Annotated in this window: 23 protein-coding genes and 1 pseudogene; 18 read left to right on the top strand and 6 right to left on the bottom strand. The window is 71.0% G+C overall.

Going from position 1 to position 22,624, the window contains the following annotated elements; all coding sequences use genetic code 11:
* Window positions 1–57: 57 nt before the first annotated feature.
* Complete coding sequence (locus ACIGXO_RS20125) at window positions 58–642, bottom strand: rhomboid family intramembrane serine protease (RefSeq protein WP_399788257.1); 585 nt, start codon at window positions 640–642, stop codon at window positions 58–60.
* A 135-nt stretch (window positions 643–777) separates the two neighbouring features.
* On the opposite strand from ACIGXO_RS20125, the gene ACIGXO_RS20120 reads away from it, so the two are divergent.
* From ACIGXO_RS20120 to ACIGXO_RS20090, 7 genes are all read left to right on the top strand, one after another.
* Entirely contained in the window at window positions 778–1,500 is a 723-nt protein-coding gene (locus ACIGXO_RS20120; protein ID WP_399788254.1) for a UbiX family flavin prenyltransferase, read from the top strand.
* A 105-nt stretch (window positions 1,501–1,605) separates the two neighbouring features.
* Window positions 1,606–2,061, top strand: coding sequence for an Lrp/AsnC family transcriptional regulator (locus ACIGXO_RS20115; protein WP_030262519.1), 456 nt, complete (start codon window positions 1,606–1,608; stop codon window positions 2,059–2,061).
* A 103-nt stretch (window positions 2,062–2,164) separates the two neighbouring features.
* Complete coding sequence (mqnE, locus tag ACIGXO_RS20110) at window positions 2,165–3,328, top strand: aminofutalosine synthase MqnE (protein ID WP_030262522.1); 1,164 nt, start codon at window positions 2,165–2,167, stop codon at window positions 3,326–3,328.
* Window positions 3,329–3,375: 47 nt separating this feature from the next.
* Window positions 3,376–3,900, top strand: a complete 525-nt coding sequence (locus ACIGXO_RS20105) for a GNAT family N-acetyltransferase (protein ID WP_399788251.1) — start codon at window positions 3,376–3,378, stop codon at window positions 3,898–3,900.
* 94 nt (window positions 3,901–3,994) lie between these two features.
* A complete protein-coding gene (locus ACIGXO_RS20100) occupies window positions 3,995–4,282 on the top strand; it encodes a DUF4229 domain-containing protein (RefSeq protein ID WP_399788249.1) in 288 nt (95 codons plus the stop codon).
* Between the two features lie 369 nt (window positions 4,283–4,651).
* Window positions 4,652–6,013 (top strand): dicarboxylate/amino acid:cation symporter, encoded by a 1,362-nt coding sequence (locus ACIGXO_RS20095; protein WP_399788246.1) that lies wholly within the window; start codon window positions 4,652–4,654, stop codon window positions 6,011–6,013.
* A 175-nt stretch (window positions 6,014–6,188) separates the two neighbouring features.
* Window positions 6,189–6,839 carry a TetR/AcrR family transcriptional regulator gene (locus ACIGXO_RS20090; protein ID WP_399788243.1) on the top strand — a complete coding sequence of 217 codons (651 nt, stop codon included), beginning with the start codon at window positions 6,189–6,191 and terminating at the stop codon, window positions 6,837–6,839.
* Between the two features lie 69 nt (window positions 6,840–6,908).
* Here ACIGXO_RS20090 and ACIGXO_RS20085 read toward each other — a convergent pair whose 3' ends face one another.
* Together ACIGXO_RS20085 and ACIGXO_RS20080 are read right to left on the bottom strand one after the other, a co-directional pair.
* Window positions 6,909–7,808 carry a MaoC family dehydratase gene (locus ACIGXO_RS20085; RefSeq protein ID WP_399788240.1) on the bottom strand — a complete coding sequence of 300 codons (900 nt, stop codon included), beginning with the start codon at window positions 7,806–7,808 and terminating at the stop codon, window positions 6,909–6,911.
* On the bottom strand, window positions 7,808–9,136 hold the full coding sequence (locus tag ACIGXO_RS20080) for a 3-oxoacyl-ACP reductase (protein WP_399788237.1): 1,329 nt from the start codon (window positions 9,134–9,136) through the stop codon (window positions 7,808–7,810). The genes ACIGXO_RS20085 and ACIGXO_RS20080 overlap by 1 nt, the downstream gene beginning before the upstream one ends.
* Window positions 9,137–9,207: 71 nt before the next feature.
* Here ACIGXO_RS20080 and ACIGXO_RS20075 point away from each other — a divergent pair, with 71 nt between their 5' ends.
* Both ACIGXO_RS20075 and ACIGXO_RS20070 read left to right on the top strand, forming a co-directional pair.
* A complete protein-coding gene (locus tag ACIGXO_RS20075) occupies window positions 9,208–10,494 on the top strand; it encodes an acetyl-CoA C-acetyltransferase (protein ID WP_399788233.1) in 1,287 nt (428 codons plus the stop codon).
* A 132-nt stretch (window positions 10,495–10,626) separates the two neighbouring features.
* Window positions 10,627–12,537 (top strand): AMP-dependent synthetase/ligase, encoded by a 1,911-nt coding sequence (locus ACIGXO_RS20070; protein ID WP_399788231.1) that lies wholly within the window; start codon window positions 10,627–10,629, stop codon window positions 12,535–12,537.
* 220 nt (window positions 12,538–12,757) lie between these two features.
* On the opposite strand, the gene ACIGXO_RS20065 is transcribed toward ACIGXO_RS20070, so the two are convergent.
* Entirely contained in the window at window positions 12,758–12,961 is a 204-nt protein-coding gene (locus ACIGXO_RS20065; protein WP_003984261.1) for a cold-shock protein, read from the bottom strand.
* 313 nt (window positions 12,962–13,274) lie between these two features.
* On the opposite strand from ACIGXO_RS20065, the gene ACIGXO_RS20060 reads away from it, so the two are divergent.
* The 4 genes from ACIGXO_RS20060 to ACIGXO_RS20045 all read left to right on the top strand — a co-directional run bounded on the left by ACIGXO_RS20060 (window position 13,275) and on the right by ACIGXO_RS20045 (window position 16,998).
* Entirely contained in the window at window positions 13,275–14,162 is an 888-nt protein-coding gene (locus ACIGXO_RS20060; RefSeq protein WP_399788227.1) for a menaquinone biosynthetic enzyme MqnA/MqnD family protein, read from the top strand.
* Window positions 14,163–14,516: 354 nt separating this feature from the next.
* Window positions 14,517–15,716, top strand: a complete 1,200-nt coding sequence (gene mqnC / locus ACIGXO_RS20055; RefSeq protein ID WP_399788224.1) for a cyclic dehypoxanthinyl futalosine synthase — start codon at window positions 14,517–14,519, stop codon at window positions 15,714–15,716.
* A 10-nt stretch (window positions 15,717–15,726) separates the two neighbouring features.
* A complete protein-coding gene (locus tag ACIGXO_RS20050) occupies window positions 15,727–16,263 on the top strand; it encodes a hypothetical protein (protein WP_399788221.1) in 537 nt (178 codons plus the stop codon).
* Between the two features lie 36 nt (window positions 16,264–16,299).
* Entirely contained in the window at window positions 16,300–16,998 is a 699-nt protein-coding gene (locus tag ACIGXO_RS20045; RefSeq protein ID WP_030262560.1) for a demethylmenaquinone methyltransferase, read from the top strand.
* A 29-nt stretch (window positions 16,999–17,027) separates the two neighbouring features.
* Here ACIGXO_RS20045 and ACIGXO_RS20040 read toward each other — a convergent pair whose 3' ends face one another.
* Entirely contained in the window at window positions 17,028–17,540 is a 513-nt protein-coding gene (locus tag ACIGXO_RS20040) for a GNAT family N-acetyltransferase (protein WP_399788214.1), read from the bottom strand.
* 55 nt (window positions 17,541–17,595) lie between these two features.
* On the opposite strand from ACIGXO_RS20040, the pseudogene ACIGXO_RS20035 reads away from it, so the two are divergent.
* The 4 genes and pseudogenes from ACIGXO_RS20035 to ACIGXO_RS20020 form a co-directional block, all read left to right on the top strand.
* Window positions 17,596–18,948: pseudogene (locus ACIGXO_RS20035) on the top strand (geranylgeranyl reductase family protein); the annotation flags it as partial.
* 267 nt (window positions 18,949–19,215) lie between these two features.
* A complete protein-coding gene (locus ACIGXO_RS20030; protein ID WP_399788211.1) occupies window positions 19,216–19,383 on the top strand; it encodes a hypothetical protein in 168 nt (55 codons plus the stop codon).
* 48 nt (window positions 19,384–19,431) lie between these two features.
* The gene (locus ACIGXO_RS20025; RefSeq protein WP_399788208.1) at window positions 19,432–20,175 is read left to right on the top strand and encodes an IclR family transcriptional regulator; all 744 of its coding nucleotides are present in this window, start codon (window positions 19,432–19,434) and stop codon (window positions 20,173–20,175) included.
* A 113-nt stretch (window positions 20,176–20,288) separates the two neighbouring features.
* Window positions 20,289–20,615, top strand: coding sequence for a putative quinol monooxygenase (locus ACIGXO_RS20020; protein WP_399788205.1), 327 nt, complete (start codon window positions 20,289–20,291; stop codon window positions 20,613–20,615).
* A 111-nt stretch (window positions 20,616–20,726) separates the two neighbouring features.
* Here the strand turns inward: ACIGXO_RS20020 and ACIGXO_RS20015 are convergent, their stop codons facing one another.
* Window positions 20,727–21,539 (bottom strand): C40 family peptidase, encoded by an 813-nt coding sequence (locus ACIGXO_RS20015; RefSeq protein ID WP_399788202.1) that lies wholly within the window; start codon window positions 21,537–21,539, stop codon window positions 20,727–20,729.
* Window positions 21,540–22,264: 725 nt separating this feature from the next.
* Between ACIGXO_RS20015 and ACIGXO_RS20010 the strand changes: the two genes are divergently transcribed.
* Window positions 22,265–22,624: an NADH-quinone oxidoreductase subunit A gene (locus ACIGXO_RS20010; protein ID WP_030262580.1), complete on the top strand. Its 360-nt coding sequence runs from the start codon at window positions 22,265–22,267 to the stop codon at window positions 22,622–22,624.

The following is a 22,624-nucleotide window of genomic DNA, read 5'->3' as shown; positions in this document are numbered from 1 at the left end:
TGACGTGAATGGTCTGGCTGGCGGCGTGCCGTGGCCCGGCGCTGCCGCGTCCAGAGACTACGGGACGCGGCCTTCCGTGCGGAGGCCCGGCGTCCGCACCCGGAAGACATATGCGGCCAGCGCCCCGCCGGCCAGCCCGAAGAAGTGCGCCTGCCAGCTGATGCCGTCCGAGGCCGGGAGCGCGCCCCACAGGATCGAGCCGTAGAGCACCGCGACGAGCACGCCGATGGCGATGTCCAGCGCCTTGCGCTCGATGAAGCCGCGCACGACGAGGTAGCCGAAGAGCCCGAAGATCACTCCGGAGACGCCCGCGGTATTGCTGCCCGGCGGCGATATCAGCCAGACGCCCAGCCCGCTGATCACGGCGATGAGCAGCGTCACACCGATCAGTCTGCGCACCCCGGAGCGGACTGCGGCCAGGAAGCCGAGCACGAGCAGCGGGAGGGTGTTGGCCATGAGGTGGGCGAAGCCGAAGTGCACGGCGGTCGCCGGGAGCACGTCGACCAGCTCGCCGAGCTCGCGCGGCCGGATGCCGAAGGTGTCCAGCGCGTTCCCGGTGGCCACGTCCACCGCCTCCAGCAGCCAGAGCAGCCCGACCCAGGCCAGCACCAGCAGCGCAGCGGGTTTGGCGCGTCCGCCCATGTCCGGCCCTCCTCGCCTGCCGGCCGGTCCTTGCCGTACCGGCACGTCCGCCGGGGTCCGCGCGATGGCCGCGCGCCCTCACAGGCAAGAACGGCTGTGACGGTGCTCCTGGTTCCGCCGGATAGGCTCGGTGCCGTGGAGCCGCCGCACAACGTCACCAGTCAGCACGCCGGCACCGGTCCCCGCAGGCCGTGGGTGGTCGGCGTCTCCGGCGCGTCCGGGACCCCGTACGCCGCGTCCGTGCTGCGCGGATTGCTGGCCGCGGGGGAGGCCGTCGACCTGGTGGTGAGCCGGGCCTCGCGGCTGACGCTGCTGGACGAGACCGGGATCTCCTTCCGGGACGCGCACTGGCGCGCGGACCTGCGCGAATGGCTGGCGCGCGGCGCGGACGGCAAGCCGGAGACGTTCCGGATCACCGAGTCGGATCTCGCGGACGTACGGCACTGGGCGGCCGGTGACCTGGCCGCGGGCCCGTCCTCGGGCTCGTACCCGGCCAAGGGCATGCTGATCGTGCCGGCCAGCACGGCGTGCGTGGCCGGGGTCGCGCTGGGGCTCTCCAAGGACCTGCTGCAGCGGACGGCGAGCGTGACGCTGAAGGAGCGCCGGAGGCTGGTCGTCGCGGTGCGCGAGACGCCGCTGAACGGGCAGACGCTCAAGCACCTGGTCGCCCTGGACGAGGCGGGCGCCGTGGTGCTGCCGGCCTCGCCCGCGTTCTACGCGGGGGCGACGCACATCCAGGACCTGGTGGACTTTGTGGCGGGCCGGGCGCTGGACGCGGCGGGCGTGCCGCACGGCCTGTACCGGCGCTGGTCGGGCGAGCTCGGCGGCGGCGCGGGCGGTGCCGACAGAGATCGCTGATCAATCTCTGTTTTTTACCTGGGATTGCGGGCTAAATCGCCCTGCATGCCTTAGATTCTGTAATCAGTAGTGGCAATGCGGAAAGATTGAAAGGTCGGGGACGCAATGGACGCGGTGGACAGGCAGCTCATCCAGGCACTGCGCGAGAACGGCAGGGCCTCGTACGCGGAGCTCGGCCGGCTGGTGGGCCTGTCCGGGCCGAGCGTCACGGACCGCATCAACCGGCTGGAGTCGGCCGGCGTGATCACCGGCTACCGCGCGACCGTCGACGCCGCCTCGCTGGGCCTGGGCGTCACGGCCCTGGTCGGCATCTCGCTCTCGGACGCCACCGACCACGAGGAGCTCGCCCACCGGCTGCGCGACCTCACCGAGATCGAGGACTGCTGGTTCATCGCGGGCGACGACTCGTACATGCTCAAGGTCCGGGTGAACGACGTGGACGGCCTGGAGCGGACCATCCGCCGGCTCTCCGGCACCAAGGGCGTCTCCCGTACGCGCACCACGATCGTGCTCTCGACGAAGTGGGAGAACCGGGTCGGGGAGCTGCCCGAGGAGGGGTAGCGGCCGCGAAGCGGTTGCGTATGGGGGCACCTCCCGGCCGAAGGCTGGGGGAGTACGCTCGGTCGAGGTCGTATCGGTAGAAAACAATGGGAGGCGGACCGGAATGGACGCTGGGCTCAAGCGCGAGCTGGAGGAGAAGGTCCACGCCGGTGAACGGCTGACCCGCGAGGACGGCATCGCCCTCTACGAGTCCGACGACCTGGCGTGGCTCGGCGGCCTCGCGCACGAGGTGCGCACCCGCAAGAACGGCGACGTCGTGCACTTCAACGTCAACCGTCACCTCAACATGACGAACGTGTGCACCGCCTCCTGCGCCTACTGCTCCTTCCAGCGCAAGCCGGGCGAGAAGGACGCGTACACGATGCGCATCGAGGAGGCCGTCCGCCTGGCCAAGGCCATGGAGAACGAGAACCTCACCGAGCTGCACATCGTCAACGGCCTGCACCCGAACCTGCCCTGGCGTTACTACCCGCGCTCCCTGAAGGCCCTCAAGGAAGCCCTGCCGAACGTGGGGCTGAAGGCGTTCACCGCGACGGAGATCCACCACTTCGAGTCCATCTCGGGCATGGACGCCTCGGACATCCTCGACGAGCTGATCGAGGCCGGCCTGGAGTCGCTGACCGGCGGCGGCGCGGAGATCTTCGACTGGGAGGTCCGGCAGCACATCGTCGACCACCGCACCCACTGGGAGGACTGGTCGCGCATCCACCGCCTGGCGCACCAGAAGGGCCTCAAGACCCCGAGCACCATGCTGTACGGGCACATCGAGGAGCCGCGCCACCGCGTGGACCACGTGCTGCGGCTGCGTGAACTGCAGGACGAGACCGGCGGCTTCCAGGTCTTCATCCCGCTGCGGTACCAGCACGACTTCGTGGACATGCAGGACGGCAAGGTCCGCAACAAGCTGCAGGCCCGCACGACCATGGCCACCGGCGCCGAGGCCCTGAAGACCTTCGCGGTCTCCCGCCTCCTCTTCGACAACGTGCCGCACGTGAAGTGCTTCTGGGTCATGCACGGCCTGCAGACCACCCAGCTCGCGCTGCAGCACGGCGCGGACGACATGGACGGCTCGGTCGTCGAGTACAAGATCACGCACGACGCCGACAACTACGGCACGCCGAACAAGCTGACCCGCGAGGACCTGCTGGACCTCATCCGGGACGCCGGCTTCCGGCCGGTCGAGCGGAACACCCGGTACGAGATCATCCGCGAGTACCCGGGCCCGGACGCGAACCGCCGCGAGGAGCCGCAGCCGATGCGGGTGTGACGGAAAGAGCTTTCCGGTCACCGGAGTGACGATTTAGGGTCCAGGTCATGAGCGTGCGCTTCGACCTGGACCCTTCTGTCACCCCTGAACTGCGCGACGGGATCTGCTCGCTGTGGGCGGACGTCTCGAACGCCGGCGGGGCTGTCGGGTTCGTGCCGCCCGTGACCGGCGAGGACATCCGTCCCGAGCTGGTCAAGCACCTGGCCGCGCTGGCCGAGGGGCGGGCGCGGCTGGTCGTCGGCCGGGGCGCGGACGGTACGCCGCTGGCGACCGCCTTCCTGTACGAGAACACGCACCGGCTCATGCGGCACTACCTGTGGGTCTACAGCGTGATGGTGCACCCCTCACTGCAGGGGCAGGGGGTGGGCCGCGAGCTGATGGCGGCGGTCGAGGACGCCGCGCGGGCCACCGAAGGGATACGTGCCCTACGGCTCACCTGCCGCGGCGGCACCGGAGCGGACCGCTTCTACGCCTCCTGCGGATACAAGGAGGTCGGCCGGGTCCCCGGCGCCATCAAGGTCGCCGACGACGACTACCGCGACGACGTCACCATGTGGCACGAGCTGCACTGAGGCGGCCGGGTCCGGGGGCGGGAAAGATCGCACAGACCGCTGTGCTTGACTGGATGCAGACCCTTTCGGTTGTCGTTGAGAAGAAGGTCCGACCGTGAGCAGCCAGAAGCACGCCGCACTCCTGTACACCGCTTCCCGTCTGGGCCTCTTCGTCGCCTCTTTCGCGGTGGTGTGGGTCCTGGCGTACTTCCGCGTCATCCCGCTCGGGGTGGGCGCCTCGAACACCATCTGGCTGCTGCTGCTCGCCATCGTGATCTCCGCGCCGCTCAGCTTCGTGCTGCTGCGCAAGCAGCGGGACGCGATGTCCGAGCAGATCGTGGCCAAGGTGGACCGCCAGAAGCAGCGGCTCGCCGCCAACCGGAGCCAGGAGGACGGCGTCTGAGACCGCCCGGCCGCCGGCCGTCCGGCGTGTAAGACGCCTCACACACCGCGCACGCCCGCCCGTGGAGTTTCCGCTCCACCGGCGGGCGTTGGCGTATGCCGTCCGGTGCGGCGGCGGGGGATGCCAAAGATTTTCTTTGAGTACCCCAAAGTTCAAGTGTTAACGTATCGGACATGAAGACAGCAGTAGCGCACTCGTTCCCCATGAGCCTCACGCTCGTGGCGCGCCTGCACGTCGATCTTTGCCGCTGTGAGTCCGCGGCCTGTTGTCGCCGCTGACGTCCTCGCGACGTCCTCCAGCGGCCGGAGATCCCGCAAACGGACCTCCTGGCGCTCCACGCCTCGTCCCGAAAGCCTGTACGCACCCGGAGTGTGCCCGTTGTCCACGTCTTCCGAGACTTCCTCCTCCAAGACCTTCCGCATACCGAAGGTCCCCTTCTGGGCGCAGATCCTGCTGGGTCTCGCCCTCGGTGTGCTCCTCGGCTGGATCGCCAAGAGCGGCGACATCGGCTGGCTGGTCACCACCCTCGGCAAGATCGGTGAGCTCTTCGTCCAGCTGCTGAAGCTGGCCGTCGCCCCGCTGGTCTTCTTCGCCATCGTGGTGTCGATCACCAACCTGCGGCAGGTCAACAACGCCGCCCGGCTCGCCACCCGCACCCTGCTGTGGTTCATGGTCACCTCGCTGATCGCCGTCGCGATCGGCCTGGCGATCGGCCTGGTCACCGACCCCGGCGCCGGCACGGGCCTGACGCCCGCCGACGGCGCCAAGCCCGACCACGCCGGTACCTGGATCGACTTCCTGACCGGCATCGTCCCGACCGACATCATCACGCCCTTCACCGAGCTGCAGGTCCTGCAGATCGTCTTCATGGCGGCCGTCGTCGGTATCGCCGCGCTCCAGCTGGGCGAGAAGGCCGAGCCGGTCCTCAAGCTGAGCCGCTCGGCGCTCGAACTGCTGCAGAAGGCCCTGTGGTGGGTCATCCGCCTGGCCCCGCTGGGCACCGTCGGCCTCATCGGCAACGCGATCGCCACGTACGGCTGGAACCTCATCGGCAAGTACGCGACCTTCACCGTCGACATCTACGTCGGCTGCGCGCTGGTGATGTTCGGCGTGTACCCGCTGCTGCTGGCGACCGTCGCCAAGGTCAGCCCGCTGCAGTTCTTCAAGGGCGCCTGGCCCGCCATCCAGCTGGCCTTCGTCTCGCGCTCCTCGGTCGGCACCATGCCGGTCACCCAGAAGGTCACCGAGCGCCTCGGCGTCCCGAAGGAGTACGCGTCCTTCGCGGTGCCCTTCGGCTCGACGACCAAGATGGACGGCTGCGCCTCGATCTACCCGGCGCTCGCCGCGATCTTCATCGCGCAGATCTTCGACGTCCCGCTGAACGTCGGCGACTACATCCTGATCGTCTTCGTCTCGGTCATCGGCTCGGCCGCCACCGCCGGCCTCACCGGCGCCACGGTCATGCTGACCCTGACCCTCTCCACGCTGGGCCTCCCGCTGGCCGGTGTCGGTCTCCTCATGGCCATCGACCCGATCCTGGACATGATGCGGACCGCCACCAACGTGGCCGGCCAGGCCGTCATCCCGATCCTGGTCTCCGCCAAGGAGAAGATCCTGGACCGCGAGGCGTACGCCAACGCCACCAGCATCAGCCTGGACGGCGACCCCGACGTGGCGACCGCCGCCGTCGAGGCCGAGCAGAAGGTGACGGTCCCGGCCCCCGCGGCCTGACCCGTCCCCGCACCTCCGCACCGCGCCCCGAAGCCCACCGGCTCCGGGGCGCGGTGCGTTGTGCGGTGCGTTGTCCGGGGGTTTGGCGACATCTGGCCCGAAGGGGGCGCTCGCTCCGGAGGAGCGGTCCGTAAACTTACTTGGCGGTAAGCGGTGGGGTGGAAGGACGTTCGGTGTGGGTGGCGTGAAGAGCAAGCGGATGCCGCGGGCGGTGCGCGAGCAGCAGATGATGGACGCGGCCGTGCTGACGTTCGCGCGGCGGGGCTACCGGGCCGCCTCGATGGACGAGATCGCCGAGGTCGCCGGGGTGTCCAAGCCGCTGGTCTACCTCTATCTGAACTCCAAGGAGGAGCTGTTCACCGCGGTCATCCAGCGGGAGGCGGCGGCGCTGGTCGCGGCCGTGCGGGGCGCCGTGGAACAGGGCGCGCCGGCCGACCGGCAGCTGTGGAGCGGGCTGCGGGGCTTCTTCGCGCACACGGCCGAGCACCCGGAGGGGTGGGCGGTGCTGCACCAGCAGGCGCGTACGCACGGGGAGCCGTTCGCCCTTGAGGTCGCCGCGATGCGCGCGGAGATCATCGAGTTCGTGACCGGGCTGATCGGGGCCGCGGCGCGGGAGGCGGGCTGCGCCGGGGAACTGGCGGAGCGCGAGGTGTCGGGCCTGGCCCACGCGCTCGTCGGCTCCGCCGAGTCGCTCGCCGAGTGGGCCAACGCCCGCCCGGAGGACGCCCGCCCCTCCGCCAAGGAGACCGCGGCGACGCTGATGAACTTCGCCTGGACCGGCCTCGGGCCACTGATGGGCGGCGAGCGGTGGGCGCCCGGCGGGTGACCCCGCGCGAGGCGGCCGCGACGGCACGGCGGGGTCCGGGCCGTGCCGTCGCGACGACCCGCGCGCGGGTCACCCGAGTATTCGGATGCTCCCCTCCAGATGGATGCGCTCTTTCCGGCCGGATTCCCGGCCGGATTCACTGCTCAGCCGGAAGGCGTGGCCGTCGGAGCCGTAGGTGACGGTCGCCGGGAGCAGGACCGGGGCACGGAAGCGGGCGCTGAGGCGCAGCGCCGGCGCGTCGGCCGGTACGGCCTCGGCGGCGCACCGCGCGATGGTCCACATGCCGTGGGCGAGGGCGCGCGGGAAACCGAGCGCGCGGGCGGTCAGCGGGTGGAGGTGGATCGGGTTGTAGTCGCCGGAGACGGCGGCGTGCCGGCGGCCGAGGTCCGCGGCCAGCTTCCATTCGTCCCGGAAGGGCAGCTCGGGAGCGGCGTCGCCGGCCTCCGGGGCAGTGCTCGTCGTGGCCTCCGGGGGAGCGCTCGTCGTGGCCTCCGTGCGGTGCCGGGCCAGGTACGTGCTGTGGTCCGCCCACACCAGTTCGCCGCCCCGCCGCGCCTCCGTGACCAGGACGGCCTCGGTGCCGCGCCGGTGCGGACGCAGCTCCTGTGCGTACACCGTCAGGTCCAGCGGCCGGTCCGCGTACAGCGGCGCGTGCTGGGTGATCTCGATCGTGGTGTGGACGAGGCCGAGCATCGGGAGCGGGAAGCTCCGGGCGCTCATCAGCCGCGCGGCCAGCGGGAAGCCGAGGATGTGCGGATAGGTGACCGGCAGTACCGGGCCGGGCGCGCCGAAGCCGCAGACCTCGGCGTACGCGGCGGTGCGCGCCGCGTCGGCCCGTACGCCGGGGAGCGTGAGCCGTACGGCGGGCAGCGGCGCGTCCGCGCGCGGCCGCTTGCCCACCCCGGTCACCGCCCCCTTGGCCAGCGCGGGCATCAGCCGCGGCGCGCGCGGCAGGGAGAGCTCCGTCATCACGCCCCCAGCAGGCTCTGCCCGCAGACCCGGACGACCTGGCCGTTGACGCCGCCGGAGGCCGGGCTGGCGAGCCAGGCGATGGTCTCGGCGACGTCCACGGGGAGGCCGCCCTGGCCGAGCGAGTTCATCCGGCGGCCCGCCTCCCGGATGAAGAGCGGCACGGCGGCGGTCATCTTCGTCTCGATGAAGCCGGGTGCCACGGCGTTGACCGTCACGCCGTGCTCCGCCGCGGCCCGCGGCGCCAGCGAGCGGACCAGCCCGATGATCCCGGCCTTGCTCGCCGCGTAGTTGGTCTGCCCGGTGTTGCCCGCGATCCCGGCGATGGACGCGGTGGCGACGACCCGGCCCGTACCGCGCCGCAGCGTGCCGGCGGCCAGCAGGTGGTCGGTGGTCCGCAGGACGGCGGCGAGGTTGACGTCCAGTACGGAGTCCCAGCGGTCGGCGGCCATGTTGGCCAGCCGCCGGTCCCGGGTGATGCCCGCGTTATGGACGAGGACGTCCAGCCCGTCGGGGAGTGCGGCGGCGATCCGCTCGCCCGCGTCCGGCGCGGTGATGTCCAGCGTGAGGGCCTGCCCGCCCAGCCGCTCGGCGACCGCCCGCACGTCCGCCTCGGCCTGCGGCACGTCCAGGCAGACCACCTGGGCGCCGTACCGGGCCAGCGTCTCCGCGACCGCCGCGCCGATGCCCCGCGCGGCACCGGTGACCAGCGCGGTACGCCCGTCCAGCGGCCGGTCCCAGTCCTCCGGGACGGTCACCTCGTCGGCCGCTCCGACCCCGATGACCTGCCCGCTCACGTAGGCGGACCGGGGCGAGAGCAGGAAGCGCAGGGTGGATTCCGCGGCTCCGGCGGACGCGGGGGCCAGCCGCAGCAGGTGGGCCGTGCGGCCGCGGCCCACCTCCTTGCCGAGCGACCGCACGAACCCTTCGAGGGCCTGCTGGACCGCGGCCTGGTGATGGTCCGCCGGGTCGGGCGCCGAGCCGAGTACGACCACCCGGGCGTCGTCCGTCAGCGACCGCAGGACGGGGTGCAGCCCTTCGTACACCTCGCGCAGGGCGGCGACGTCGCCCGCGCCGGTGGCGTCCACGACGACCGCCGCGTACCGCGCCCCGGCCTGTCGCGAGGTGTGAACCGGCAGCCCGGCGCGGGCCAGCACCGCCGCGGGCTCGACCGTGCTCTTGCCGGCCGTCAGATGCAGCAACGGCCCGTCCAGTACCGGCCGCTCCGCGCTCCACCGGTGCAGCGGCGCCGGCTGCGGCAGCCCCAGCCGCCGGGTCACGAAGCGGCCCGGACCGGATTGCGTGAAACGAAGGTAGCGATCGGGCATTGGCCGGCTCCTGGATCTCGCGTAAATTTACTTCTGAGTAAGGTTACTCAAGGGTCAGGAGCTGGTCGAGGATGAGTATGCAGCAGAGCACCGCCGGCGTCCGGCGGGTCGCGGTGATCGGCGGCAGCCGCATCCCCTTCGCCCGCTCGGACGGCCCGTACGCCACGGCCTCCAACCAGGAGCTGCTGACGGCGGCGCTGGACGGCCTGGTGGAGCGGTTCGACCTGGAGGGCGAGCGGATCGGCGAGTTCGTCGCGGGCGCGGTGCTCAAGCACAGCCGCGACTTCAACCTGGCCCGCGAGACGGTGCTCGGCTCCGGACTGGACCCGCGCACCCCCGCGTACGACATCCAGCAGGCGTGCGGCACCGGCCTCCAGGCCGTCATCGCCGCCGCCAACAAGATCGCCCTCGGCCAGACGGACAGTGCGATCGCCGGCGGCTCCGACACCGCCAGCGACGCCCCGCTCGGCGTCAACGAGGAGCTGCGGAAGATCCTGCTCGCCACCCGCCGCGCGAAGTCGGCGGGCGCCCGCCTCAAGCAGCTCTCCCGTATCCGTCCGCGCCACCTCGTCCCCGAGATCCCCCGCAACGCCGAGCCGCGCACCGGGCTCTCCATGGGTGAGCACGCGGCCCGTACGGCCAGGAAGTGGGGCATCCAGCGCGCGGATCAGGACGCCCTGGCCGCGACCAGTCACCAGCGGCTCGCCGCCGCCTACGACCGCGGCTTCCTCAAGGACCTCGTCGTCCCCTTCCGCGGCCTGGACCGGGACCAGAACCTCCGGCCGGACTCCACCGTCGAGAAGCTCGCCCGGCTCGAGCCGGTCTTCGGCGTCCGGGACGGCGACGCCACGATGACGGCGGGCAACTCCACGCCGCTGACCGACGGCGCGGCGACCGTGCTGCTGGCGAGCGAGGAGTGGGCGAGCGCGCGCGGCCTGACGCCGCTGGCCCACCTCACCGCGTACGAAACGGCCGCCGTGGACTACGTGGACGGGGACGACGGGCTGCTGATGGCGCCCGCGTACGCCGTGCCGCGGATGCTGGAGCGGGCCGGGCTCGGCATCGAGGACTTCGATCTGGTCGAGATCCACGAGGCGTTCGCCTCCCAGGTGCTCGCCACCCTCGCCGCCTGGGAGAAGCAGGGGCTGGCCCCCGTCGACCGCGACCGGCTCAATGTCGCCGGGTCCTCGCTCGCCACCGGCCATCCCTTCGCCGCGACCGGCGCCCGCATCGTCGCCACCCTCGCCGAGCTGCTGGCCGAACGGGAACCGGCCGCCGACGGCAGGCCCGTACGCGGCCTGATCTCGATCTGCGCCGCGGGCGGCCTGGGCGTGACGGCGATCCTCGAACGCGCGTAACAACGCACGTAATAACCCTGGTCAGAACCCTTGCCAGGACAGCCGGGCAGCCCGTACCACTCGGTAACCAGCAGCAGCGTCGTCCCCAGCAGCAGCCGAAGCCGTACCGCAGCAGCACCGAAGGAGCCGCTCGTGTCCAGCCAGGAAGCCGCACCACCCGCCACGCCCGTACTGGTCCCGCCGCGCAAGACCGTCGAAGACGGCGTCGTCCGCGAGGTCTCCGTCCCGCCGCTCGCCCCCGCCGTCCCCACCGGCTCCCTCGGCGACATCCCCTTCGACAACGCCGCCGCGGCCCCCACCGACGCCGTCCTCGCCCGCAAGCAGCCCGACGGCAGCTGGCGCGACGTGACCGCCGCCGACTTCGCCGACGAGGTACTCGCCCTCGCCAAGGGCCTGATCGCGCACGGCCTGAACCCCGGCGACCGGCTCGCCATCATGGCCGGCACCAGCTACGAGTGGACCCTGATCGACTTCGCGTCCTGGGCGGCCGGGCTGGTCACCGTCCCCCTCTACCCGACCTCCTCGGCACACCAGGCCCAGTCGATCCTGCGGGACTCCGGCGCCCGGGCCTGCGTCGTGGAGCACGTCGAGCAGACCCGCATGATCAGCGGGGTCCGCGGCAGCCTCCCGGACCTCTCCCACCTCTGGCAGCTGGACACCGGCGCCGTCGGCCAGATCACCTCGGCGGGCCGGGACCTGCCCCCGTACGAGGTGACCAAGCGGCGCGCCGGCCGCGGCCCCGCCGACACCGCCACCCTCATCTACACCTCCGGCACCACCGGCCGGCCCAAGGGCTGCGTCCTGACCCACGGCAACTTCTTCGCCGAGGTCGACAACTCCATAGAGCTGCTGCACCCCGTCTTCCGGTCGGTCAGCAAGGACCCCGCCTCGACCCTGCTCTTCCTGCCCCTCTCGCACGTCTTCGGGCGGATGGTCGCGGTCGGCTGCCTGCGCGCCCGGGTGAAGCTGGGCCACGCATCCAGCATCCAGACCGAGGACCTGCTCGCCGACCTGGCGGGCTTCCGCCCGACCTTCCTGCTGGCCATCCCGTACGTACTGGAGAAGGTCCACAACACCGGCCGGGCCACCGCCGAGAAGATGGGCCGGGCCGCCTCCTTCGACCGCGCGGCGCGGATCGCTCGCCGCTACGGCGAGGCCGTCGAGGCCGCGGAGCACGGCACCGGGCCCGGCCCCGGCCTCGGGCTGCGCGCGGCCCGCGGTCTGTACGACCCGCTGGTCTACCGCCGTATCCGCGCGGCGCTCGGCGGCCGGGTCCGCTACGCGATCTGCGGCGGCTCCCCGCTCGGCCGGCGGCTGGCCGCGTTCTACGAGGGCGCCGGCATCCAGGTCTTCGAGGGGTACGGCCTGACGGAGACCACCGCGGCCGCCACCGTCACCCCGCCCCTCAAGCCGCGCCTGGGCACCGTGGGCTGGCCGCTGCCCGGCAGCGCGGTCCGCATAGCGGAGGACGGGGAGGTACTGCTCCGCGGTGGCCAGGTCTTCAGCGGGTACTGGGACGCGGCGAGCGGGACCGCCGTCCCGGCCGTCGACGAGCAGGAGTGGTTCGCCACCGGCGACCTCGGCGCGCTGGACGCCGACGGCTACCTCACCATCACCGGCCGCAAGAAGGAGATCATCGTGACCGCCAGCGGCAAGAACGTGGCGCCCGCGCCGCTGGAGGACCGGCTGCGCTCCCACCCGCTGGTCGGCCAGTGCCTGGTGATCGGCGACAACCGCCCGTACATCACCGCGCTGCTCACCCTGGAGCCGGACGGGCTCGCGCACTGGCGGCAGATGCAGAAGAAGCAGGACGTGCCGCTCGCGGAGCTGGTGCACGACGAGCGGCTCCGCGCCGACCTGCAGCGCGCCGTCGACGACGCGAACCGGCTCGTCTCGCGCGCCGAGTCCATCCGGCGCTTCGCCGTGCTGCCCGCCGACTTCACCGAGGAGGCCGGCCACCTCACGCCGTCGCTGAAACTGAAGCGAGTGGCCATTGCACGGGACTATGCGAAAGACATCGAGGCGCTGTACGAAAGTAGTTGAGCGCGGAACCGACCCCGCCCGTCGTCCGTCGAACCGGGCGCGTCAGACTGGAGTCCCGTGTCGCCTCTGTGGGGGAGGCGGCGCGGGGCTTCACCCTTTTCTGCCCGAAAAGGCGCCAAAAGGCGCCGAAAAGGCAGGAGCCCCGCTCCGTCACCGAGGTGACGGAGCAGGGCTCCTTGGGTACTGCTACTAACGGCCGCGACCGGCCGGCCCGGGCAACTTAGACCGGGGTGACGTTCTCCGCCTGCGGGCCCTTCGGACCCTGCGTGACGTCGAAGTTCACCTGCTGGTTCTCCTCAAGGGAGCGGAAGCCAGAGGCGTTGATCGCGGAGTAGTGGACGAAGACATCGGGGCCGCCGCCGTCCTGGGCGATGAAGCCGAAGCCCTTCTCGGCGTTGAACCACTTGACGGTTCCGGTAGCCATAAGCCCTCCTTGGGCCAAAGGGTTGCCCTGCTCCAGAACCTGCAATGAAGTCTGAAAACTACAAATGCCTGCGGGTCACATGATCCGCAGGCTCTGTACTGCAAGGGAAACCAAACTGCAACTTGCGCTGAGCCTAGCACGGTGCGCTCAGAAGGCGGAAGAGCCAAAGATCACGTTTATCTTCGTGCCGGGGTTCCCGGCCGGTTCTCGCCACGGTTCCCACCCGGTTCTCACCCGGGTTCTGCCCGGTTCTCGCCGCCATACGGAGGCCCCCGCCGACTCGCGGCACGTCCCGCGGGTCTAGCCTCCACATGTGGACAATTCAACCGTAGGAGACGCACCCGCACCGACCTCCGGCCACCGCCGGGCCCGGCCGCGGGTGGGCCACATCCAGTTTCTGAACTGCCTGCCCCTTTACTGGGGCCTGGCCCGTACGGGCACCCTGCTCGACCTGGAACTCACCAAGGACACTCCCGACCAGCTGAACGAGAAGCTGGTCAGCGGCGAGCTGGACATGGGGCCGATCACCCTCGTCGAGTTCCTCAAGCACGCCGACGAGCTGGTCGCCTTCCCCGACATCGCGGTCGGCTGCGACGGCCCGGTCATGTCCTGCGTGATCGTCTCGCAGAAGCCGCTGGACAAGCTGGACGGTGCCCGGGTCGCGCTCGGCTCGACCTCGCGCACGTCCGTTCGGCTGGCGCAGCTGCTGCTCGCCGAGAAGGTCGGCGTCACGCCCGACTACTACACCTGCCCGCCCGACCTGGGCGTGATGATGCAGGAGGCGGACGCCGCGGTCCTCATCGGGGACGCCGCGCTGCGCGCCAACCTGCACGAGGCGCCCCGTCTCGGCCTCGAGGTGCACGACCTCGGCCAGATGTGGAAGGACTGGACCGGCCTGCCGTTCGTCTTCGCGGTGTGGGCGGCCCGGCGCGACTACCTGGAGCGCGAGCCGGTCGTGGTGCAAAAGGTGCACGAGGCGTTCCTGGCCTCCCGCGACCTGTCCCTGGAGGAGGTCGGCAAGGTCGCCGAGCAGGCGGCGCGCTGGGAGCACTTCGACGAGGACGTGCTCGCCAAGTACTTCACCACGCTGGATTTCCGCTTCGGCCCCGACCAGCTGCGCGGCGTCACGGAATTCGCCCGCCGCACGGGCCCGACCACGGGCTTCCCGGCGGACGTACGGGTGGAGCTGCTGGGCGCCTGACCCCGGGGGCCGGCTGCTCGCAGGCGCCGGCCCCTTACCTTTTCCTTGCCCCATACATCTTTCTTTCCCGTCCCTTCCGCCGTTCCTTCCATCCCGGATTCCCCTCGGAATTCTTGGTGAATATTGAACGAACGAAGGGGCGGATTCCGGCACTGCGCACGATGTCCGGCCGCCGCCGGGTCCAGGGAATTCCTTCCGCCGCTATTCGCGGCAAGAAGAAGGGAAGGCACCGGCCGCCTCCACCGGGCGCCGCCCCACCCCCACCGGTGGCAGGTGGCCGGGCCCCAAAAGCCCTGGCGTACGCTGGATCGGTCGTGACGCATGCCCGCCCAAGAACCTCGAAAGGGACGCCCGGTGACCGAGAACGCCGACCTTCAGTCCGTACTCGACCGCGCCGCGGAGGGCGGGCGGATCACCCCCGAGGAAGCCGTCGAGCTGTACCGCTCCGCGCCGCTGCACGCCCTCGGTAAGGCCGCCGACGCCGTGCGCCGCCGCCGCTACGCCGGTACGGAGCACATCGCGACGTACATCATCGAGCGGAACATCAACTACACCAACGTGTGCGTCACGGCGTGCAAGTTCTGCGCGTTCTACGCCGCGCCCAAGGACACCGCCAAGGGCTGGTCCCGCGACCTCGACGACATCCTGCGCCGCTGCGCGGAGACCGTCGACCTCGGCGGCACGCAGATCATGTTCCAGGGCGGCCACCACCCGGACTACGGCGTGGAGTACTACGAAGAGCACTTCGCCGCCATCAAGAAGGAGTTCCCGCAGCTGGTCATCCACTCCCTCGGCGCGTCCGAGGTCGAGCACATGGCCCGCATCTCCGGCGTCTCCGTCGAAGAGGCCATCCGGCGCATCCACGCCGCGGGCCTCGACTCCTTCGCGGGCGCCGGTGCCGAACTCCTCCCCGAGCGCCCCCGCAAGGCGATCGCCCCGCTCAAGGAGTCCGGCGAGCGCTGGCTGGAGATCATGGAGATCGCCCACAACCTCGGCGTGGAGTCGACCTCCACGATGCTGATGGGCACGGGCGAGACCAACGCCGAGCGCATCGAGCACCTGCGCATGATCCGCGACGTGCAGGACCGTACGGGCGGCTTCCGCGCCTTCATCCCGTACACCTACCAGCCCGAGAACAACCACCTGAAGGGCCGCACGCAGGCCACGCTCTTCGAGTACCTGCGGATGATCGCGATCGCCCGCATCTTCCTCGACAACGTCGCCCACATCCAGGGCTCCTGGCTGACCACGGGCAAGGAGGTCGGCCAGCTGTCGCTGCACTACGGCGCGGACGACCTCGGCTCGATCATGCTGGAGGAGAACGTCGTCTCCTCGGCCGGTGCCAAGCACCGCTCCAACCGCCAGGAGATCATCGACCTGATCCGCAAGGCGGGCCGCGTCCCCGCCCAGCGCGCGACCACGTACGAGCACCTCGTCGTCCACGACGACCCGGCGAACGACCCGGTCGACGACCGCGTCGCCTCGCACATCTCCTCGACGGCGATCGAGGGCGGCACGGCCCACCCCGAGCTGAAGCTCGTCGAGACGAACTGAGCGGCGAGCTGTGCTGACGATTCACCGCGTCCGGGCGGTCGAGGGCGCCCCGGCGCAGGACGCGGACGCGGTGGTCGTCGACGGCGCGCGCATCGCGGCGATCGGCCGGTACGAGGAGCTGTACGCGGCGTACGGCGACCGGGCGCGGGTCCGTGAGTGGCCCGGCGCCGTCCTCACACCGGGGCGCCACGAGCCGGACGCCGCCGCCTATCTGGAAGCGGCGTACCACCCGGACCCCCGCGAGGCCGACGCGCTGGGCACCGAGCCGATCCGCGGCGCGGAACTCGCCGCGCTCGACATGCCCGAAACCCGCTGGGGCGCGAGCGCCCGCCGCGGCCTCCAGCGCCTCCTGTCCACCGGTACGACGTCGCTGACGGGCCCCTTCACCCGCCCCTCGGTCCGTACGGCCGTGAGCCGGTCGGGCCTGCGCGACCACCCGGCCGCCCTCGCCCCGGGCGCCCCGGCCGACTTCGCGGTCCTCGCCGAGGACGGCACCTGTCTGGTGACGGCCCTCGGCGGCCGGCTGGTGTACCGGCGCCGGGGGTGAGCCCGGGCGCCGCGGGCCGTGGTGAACAATGGGCTCGTGACCCGAGCATCCCTGGACAAGCAGCCGCACGAAGTCGCTTCCATGTTCGACGACGTCGCGGAACGGTACGACCTCACCAACGACGTGCTGTCCCTCGGGCAGGCGCGGCTGTGGCGCAAGGCCGTGGACAAGGCCGTGGGGGCGCGCCCCGCCGAGCGGGTGCTCGATCTCGCGGCCGGTACGGGCACCTCCTCCGTGCCGTTCGCGCGCACCGGCGCGTACGTCGTGCCGTGCGACTTCTCCACCGGCATGCTCCGCGAGGGCAAGAAGCGGCAGCCGTGGCTGCCCTTCACCGCGGGTGACGCGACGAAGCTGCCCTTCGCGGACGGCGTGTTCGACGCCGTCACGATCTCCTTCGGGCTGCGCAACGTGCAGGACACGGACGCCGCGCTGGCCGAGCTGTACCGCGTGACCAAGCCCGGCGGCCGGGTCGTCATCTGCGAGTTCAGCCAGCCGACGTGGGCGCCCTTCCGGACCGTCTACACCGAGTACCTGATGCGCGCGCTGCCGCCGGTCGCGACCGCCGTCAGCTCCAACCCCGACGCGTACGTCTACCTCGCCGACTCCATCCGCGCCTGGCCCGACCAGCCCGCCCTGGCGGCGCTGCTCCAGAAGGCGGGCTGGCAGAAGGTCGCCTGGCGCAACCTCACGGGCGGGATCGTGGCGCTGCACCGGGGGACGAAGCCGGCCGTGTGAGCGGGCGCCGCGCCGCCTTCAGGCGCGGTTCACAGGTCCAGCCGGTGGCACAGGCCCGTCACCTTGGACACGGGGGAGATGAAGGTCTCCGCCTGCCGCATGCCGAGCCGCCGGGTGACCGCTATCGAGCGCGCGTTCTCGGCGTGCACCATGGCCACGACATGCCGTACGCCCGCGGCCCGCACGTCCTCCAGGGCGCGCCGGGCCACGGTCGTGGCGTAGCCCCTGCCCCAGTACTTCCGGCCCAGCCGCCAGCCGATCTCGATCTCGCCGACCGGCCCCCACTCCGTGCGCGGCCACGGCTGCGCGCCCGCGAAGCCGATCACCGCGCCGTCCGCCGGGTCGACGATGGTGTAGAAGCAGTAGCCGCGTTCGGCGTGGTGGCGGCGCTGACGGGCGGTCAGTTCCTCGTACTCCGACAGCTCGGCGGACGCGCCGCCGTGGAATTCCATCACCTCCGGGTCGTCGAAGACCCGGTGCCAGTTCCACGCGTCCTCCTCGGTGGGGACGCGCAGCTCGACGGGGGGAAGCGGCTTCTGCATGGACCAACCCTTCGGAATCCGATCAGGTACGCCTGCATAGACTGCACGGGTCCAGTGCCGGTCGGCACCCAGATATCGAGTTCCGGGAGACAACGCCGTGACCGACGTGACCGATGCCGCCACCGCGACCCAGGCCCGCTCCGAGCACACCGCAGATGTGATCGTCGTGGGGGCCGGCCCGGCCGGCTCGACCACCGCGTACTACCTCGCCAAGGCCGGTCTGGACGTCCTCCTGCTGGAGAAGACGGCCTTCCCGCGCGAGAAGGTCTGCGGCGACGGCCTCACCCCGCGCGCCACCAAGCAGCTGGTGTCGATGGGCATCGACATCTCCGAAGAGGCCGGCTGGCTGCGCAACAAGGGCCTGCGCATCATCGGCGGCGGCGTCCGGCTCCAGCTCGACTGGCCGGACCTGGCCTCGTACCCGGACTACGGCCTGGTCCGCAAGCGTGACGACTTCGACGAGCAGCTCGCCCGCCAGGCCCAGAAGGCCGGCGCCCGGCTGTACGAGCGCTGCAACGTCAGCGGACCGGTCGTCAACGAGCTGACCGGGCGCATCGAGGGCGTCACCGCCAAGCTCGGCGAGGAGAAGACCCCGGTCACCTTCCACGCTCCGCTCGTGGTCGCCGCGGACGGCAACTCCACGCGCCTCTCGCTGGCGATGGGCCTGCACCGCCGCGAGGACCGCCCGATGGGCGTCGCGGTCCGGACGTACTTCACCTCGCCCCGCCACGACGACGACTACCTGGAGTCCTGGCTGGAGCTGTGGGACCGCAGCGGCCCGCAGGACCGGCTGCTCCCCGGCTACGGCTGGATCTTCGGCATGGGCGACGGCACCTCCAACGTCGGCCTCGGCGTGCTGAACACCTCCAGCAGCTTCAAGGAGCTGGACTGGCGCGAGATCCTCAAGGCGTGGTGCGCCTCGATGCCGGCGGACTGGGGCTACACCCCGGAGAACATGACGATGCCGATCCGCGGCGCGGCGCTCCCCATGGCCTTCAACCGCCAGCCGCACTACACCAAGGGCCTCCTCCTGGTCGGTGACGCGGGCGGCCTGGTGAACCCCTTCAACGGCGAGGGCATCGCGTACGCCATGGAGTCCGGCCAGCTCGCCGCCGACGTCATCGTGCAGGCGCACGCGCGCGCCACGTACGCCCAGCGCGAGCTGGCCCTGCAGCGGTACCCGAAGATCCTCAAGGACACCTACGGCGGCTACTACTCGATGGGCCGCGCCTTCGTGAAGCTCATCGGCAACCCGAAGATCATGAAGCTGGCCACGCAGCGCGGCCTCACCCACCCGATGCTGATGAAGTTCACCCTGAAGATGCTGGCCAACCTCACCGACCCCACCGGCGGCGACGCGATGGACCGCATCATCAACGGCCTGAGCAAGGTCGCGCCCAAGGCGTGAGCCTCGCGCGTACGGCCTGAGCGCTCCTCACGTGCCGCCACCGGCTCCGCCGGTGGCGGCACCGTGCTTTCGCGCCCCTTTCGTCCCGTCGCTGCTCCGGGCTGTCTCATGGCCGGTCTTGACGCACGAAGTTGGCGAATTGTGCCTGCTGCCGTGCAGGCGTGCCGACGGCCAGGCTGGGGAGGAGCACACACAGCGCCGAGTGGAACACGGAGCGTGAACCATGAGGATGGCGAGGGCACGGCGCAGGTTGCGAGGGGGGACGTCATGAGCGACGGACCGGAGGGGGGCGAACGGGATGAACGGGACGAGGGGATCGAGCGTCCCGAGTCGGCGGACCGGGTGGACGAGGCGCCGGGGGAGGACGACCGCCGGGCGGAGCTGAGGGCGAAGGTCCGGGAGGCCAACCGGCAGAGCAGGCTCTGGCCGCGGTGAGGGATCCTGGAACCGCAGCAGCCGCCGATCGAGACGCCCGGAGGGACCATGTCCGCCGCACCCGCCAACGGACCGCTCTCCGTCGACCGGGCGCTGGACGTGCTCGACGCGGTGGCCGGGGCGGCGGGGCCGGTGCCGGCCAAGGCGCTGGCCCGGCGGCTGGGCTGCTCACTGTCCACGGTCTACAACCTGCTCGGACCGCTGACCGCGCGCGGGCACGTGCGGCGTACGGGCGCCGGCTACGTCCTGGGGCACCGGGTGCCCGCGCTGTACCGGGCGTTCCAGCGGCAGACCGGTATCGAGGAGGACGCGCGCGAGCTGCTGCGGCACGTACGGCGCGCGACCGGGACGCACGCGTACCTCAGCGCGGTGGGGCAGGGGCGGATCGCGGTCGTCGACAGCACGCTGCCGGTGTCGGCGGCCGGCGGGCCGTTCGCGGTGGGGCCCGACCACGGCGCGCACGCCACCGCGCACGGCAAGGTGCTGCTCGCCGCGCTGAACCGTCCCGAGCGCCGCCGCTATCTCGACGCGCACGGCCTGCCCCGGCTGACGGACCGTACGATCACCTCGCCCGAGCGCTTCGAGGCGGAGCTGGTGCGGGTGCGCCGGGAGGGGCTCGCCGTGTCGGTCGGCGAGACCGATCCGGCCCACACCTGTCTCGCGGTCCGCCTCCCGGGCGAGGGCCCCGACGGCTCCCTCCGCGCGCTGTCGGTGTCCCTGCCGACCGCCGACTACCCCGCGCGCCGGGGCGAACTGGCGTCCGTACTGACCCGCGCGGCGGCCGGGGCCTGAGCGGTCACGACCGCCGCACCGGCAACGGGTCCTCCGGCACCGGTTTTCCGGCATCGGTGGAATGGCGGGCCCGTCGGCTCGCGGCGCGGCCGCCCGCGGCGCACAGTGGTCGCATGATTTTCATCGCTGTGAAGTTCACCGTGCGGCCCGAGAAGAGCGACGAGTGGCTGTCGCTGACCGAGCCCTTCACGCTCGCCACCCGCGCCGAGCCGGGCAACATCTTCTTCGAGTGGTCCCGGAGCGTGGAGAACCCGGACCAGTTCGTGCTGCTGGAGGCGTTCGCGGACCAGGAGGCGGGCGTGGCGCACGTGCAGTCCGACCACTTCAAGGACGCCATCGAGCTGATGTCCGGCCTCGTCGCGAGCACCCCGGAGATCATCAACGTGGAGACCGAGGGCACCGGCTGGGGCGAGATGGCCGAGGTCAAGCCGCGTCAGTAAGGCGCACATGACGGGCGAAAGCCGTGAAGTACGGCGAAAGGGCCGTCGTCCCGAGCGGGGGACGACGGCCCTTTCGCCGTGTGTGAGGACCAGGAAGGACCCGGAGGGGCCTCAGCGGACGCGGACGGCGCCCGTCGGCTGGTCGTAGCTCATGTCGTGCTGGGCGACGCCGTCGTTGGGGTTCTGGGCGCCGATGTACTGGCCGTCGCCGATGTAGACCGCGACGTGGTACGCGCTGCCCGCGCTGCCCCAGTAGAGGATGTCGCCCACCTGGAGGTTGTCCAGGCCCACCTGGGTGCCGGCGGTCGACTGGTCCTGGGAGACGCGCGGCAGGTCGATGCCGATCTGCCGGAACGCGGCCTGGGTGAGGCCGGAGCAGTCGTACGCGGACGGGCCGGTCGCGCCGCTCACGTACGCCTTGCCGACCTGGGCCTTGAGGAAGCTCACCAGGGAGGCGGTGGAGCCGGAGAGGTCGCCGGTGTCGACCGACGCGGAGGCGGAGAGGAGGGGGCCACGGTCCGCGGAGCGCGAAGCGCGGGCCTGCTCGGCCTCCTTGGCCTTGCGGGCCGCGGCGGCCCGCTTCTCCGCCTCGGCCTTGCGCTTGGCCTCGACGGCCTTGTCCTTGGCCTTCTGCGCGGCCTTCTCGGCCTTGGAGAAGACCGCGTCCTGCGCTGCCTGCAGCTCGTACTGGTTCGCCACCTGCTGGGTGCTGTCCGCGGTGCGGGCCACGGACGTCGCGAGCGCGGCGCTGATGGTCGGCATCTCCTGGGTTTCGGAGGGCGACTTCTCGGCGGCGTTCGCGGGGACGGCGGTACCGGTCACCGCCAGCGTGAGGATGCCACCGGTGAACCCTGCGCGCACGGCTCGCGAAGTCGCGGAGCGGCGGGGCTTCCGGTGGCTGGGTATGAGTGCGTTCGGGGACATGGCACCACGGCTATCAGGAGCCCCAGGTTGCTGCCAACAAAGGTGGTGTGCACCACTTTTGACGCGTACACGATGAACAAACCGGACCAATCGGCCAGTGGCGTGTCGGCCGACGGGGTGTCCGAATTTCGTGATCATGTTCCTGCGCACGGCATTTACCGCTCGATGCGCCCCAGCACGGCACTTACCACCTTCGCAACCGACACGCCAAGGCTTCCCCATCGTCAAGGATTCAGAGGCGTGAAACGCGTGGGATAGCTCACTCCTGAGTGACCGTTATGTCCTCGTGATGCGCGCTCGTGAACCGATGCACGTTCCGGCGATCACGGGAGGGTCACGACTGGGTCACGCGGACGGGTGGGCGCGCGCTAGCAGTTGACGGTGTCCAACACCAATTTGCTTGCGGAGCGTAGCTCTTGATAGTGGAGACACCCTCGTGACCAGCGGCAACCGCTGCGTTTGTCACTTCAAGTGATCACTCGAGCGCTTCCGGTGCGAAGATCACCGCTCATCCGACTTCATGATCCTTCGTCAGGTGGTGGAGATCACAAAGGCGTTGTCGCACCCCGTGTCGCAGATCACAGACTCGCGGGCATAGGATGCAGGCGGCCAGGGCTTGTGAACTGCCTCACATAGAAGCGATCTCTGTCGAGATCCGTCGAGGAGTGAACGGGCCCGGGGCCGGACCGCCAACCAGTCATCGTCGACTGAAGGGAGCGAGGACGGTGAACGCCTATGCGCCCATCCTCGTACTGGGAGCCCTCGGGGCAGGCTTTGCGATCTTCTCTGTCGTCATGGCCACGCTCGTCGGACCCAGGCGCTACAACCGGGCCAAGCTCGAGGCGTACGAGTGCGGGATCGAGCCGACCCCACAGCCTTCAGGCGGCGGCCGCTTTCCGATCAAGTACTACCTGACGGCGATGCTCTTCATCGTCTTCGACATCGAGATCGTCTTCCTCTACCCCTGGGCCGTCACCTTCGACGCCCTGGGGCTGTTCGGGCTCGTCGAGATGCTGCTCTTCGCGCTCACCGTCTTCGTCGCCTACGCCTACGTATGGCGGCGTGGCGGCCTGGAATGGGACTAG

It is taken from the genome of Streptomyces sp. NPDC053542 (genome assembly GCF_044544685.1).
Lineage (GTDB): Bacteria > Actinomycetota > Actinomycetes > Streptomycetales > Streptomycetaceae > Streptomyces.
This window is presented reverse-complemented; position numbering and strand designations above follow the sequence as displayed.

Excerpts from the sequence above, each read along its gene's own strand:
- ACIGXO_RS20115 (WP_030262519.1), top strand. The coding sequence starts at position 1,606 with ATGGACGCGGTGGACAGGCAGCTCATCCAGGCACTGCGCGAGAACGGC.
- ACIGXO_RS20125 (WP_399788257.1), bottom strand. The coding sequence starts at position 642 with ATGGGCGGACGCGCCAAACCCGCTGCGCTGCTGGTGCTGGCCTGGGTC.
- ACIGXO_RS20065 (WP_003984261.1), bottom strand. The coding sequence starts at position 12,961 with ATGGCTACCGGAACCGTCAAGTGGTTCAACGCCGAGAAGGGCTTCGGC.
- ACIGXO_RS20025 (WP_399788208.1), top strand. The coding sequence starts at position 19,432 with ATGTCCGCCGCACCCGCCAACGGACCGCTCTCCGTCGACCGGGCGCTG.
- ACIGXO_RS20030 (WP_399788211.1), top strand. The coding sequence starts at position 19,216 with ATGAGCGACGGACCGGAGGGGGGCGAACGGGATGAACGGGACGAGGGG.
- ACIGXO_RS20015 (WP_399788202.1), bottom strand. The coding sequence starts at position 21,539 with ATGTCCCCGAACGCACTCATACCCAGCCACCGGAAGCCCCGCCGCTCC.
- ACIGXO_RS20085 (WP_399788240.1), bottom strand. The coding sequence starts at position 7,808 with ATGACGGAGCTCTCCCTGCCGCGCGCGCCGCGGCTGATGCCCGCGCTG.
- ACIGXO_RS20105 (WP_399788251.1), top strand. The coding sequence starts at position 3,376 with ATGAGCGTGCGCTTCGACCTGGACCCTTCTGTCACCCCTGAACTGCGC.
- ACIGXO_RS20080 (WP_399788237.1), bottom strand. The coding sequence starts at position 9,136 with ATGCCCGATCGCTACCTTCGTTTCACGCAATCCGGTCCGGGCCGCTTC.
- ACIGXO_RS20075 (WP_399788233.1), top strand. The coding sequence starts at position 9,208 with ATGAGTATGCAGCAGAGCACCGCCGGCGTCCGGCGGGTCGCGGTGATC.
- mqnE (WP_030262522.1), top strand. The coding sequence starts at position 2,165 with ATGGACGCTGGGCTCAAGCGCGAGCTGGAGGAGAAGGTCCACGCCGGT.
- ACIGXO_RS20020 (WP_399788205.1), top strand. The coding sequence starts at position 20,289 with ATGATTTTCATCGCTGTGAAGTTCACCGTGCGGCCCGAGAAGAGCGAC.
- ACIGXO_RS20040 (WP_399788214.1), bottom strand. The coding sequence starts at position 17,540 with ATGCAGAAGCCGCTTCCCCCCGTCGAGCTGCGCGTCCCCACCGAGGAG.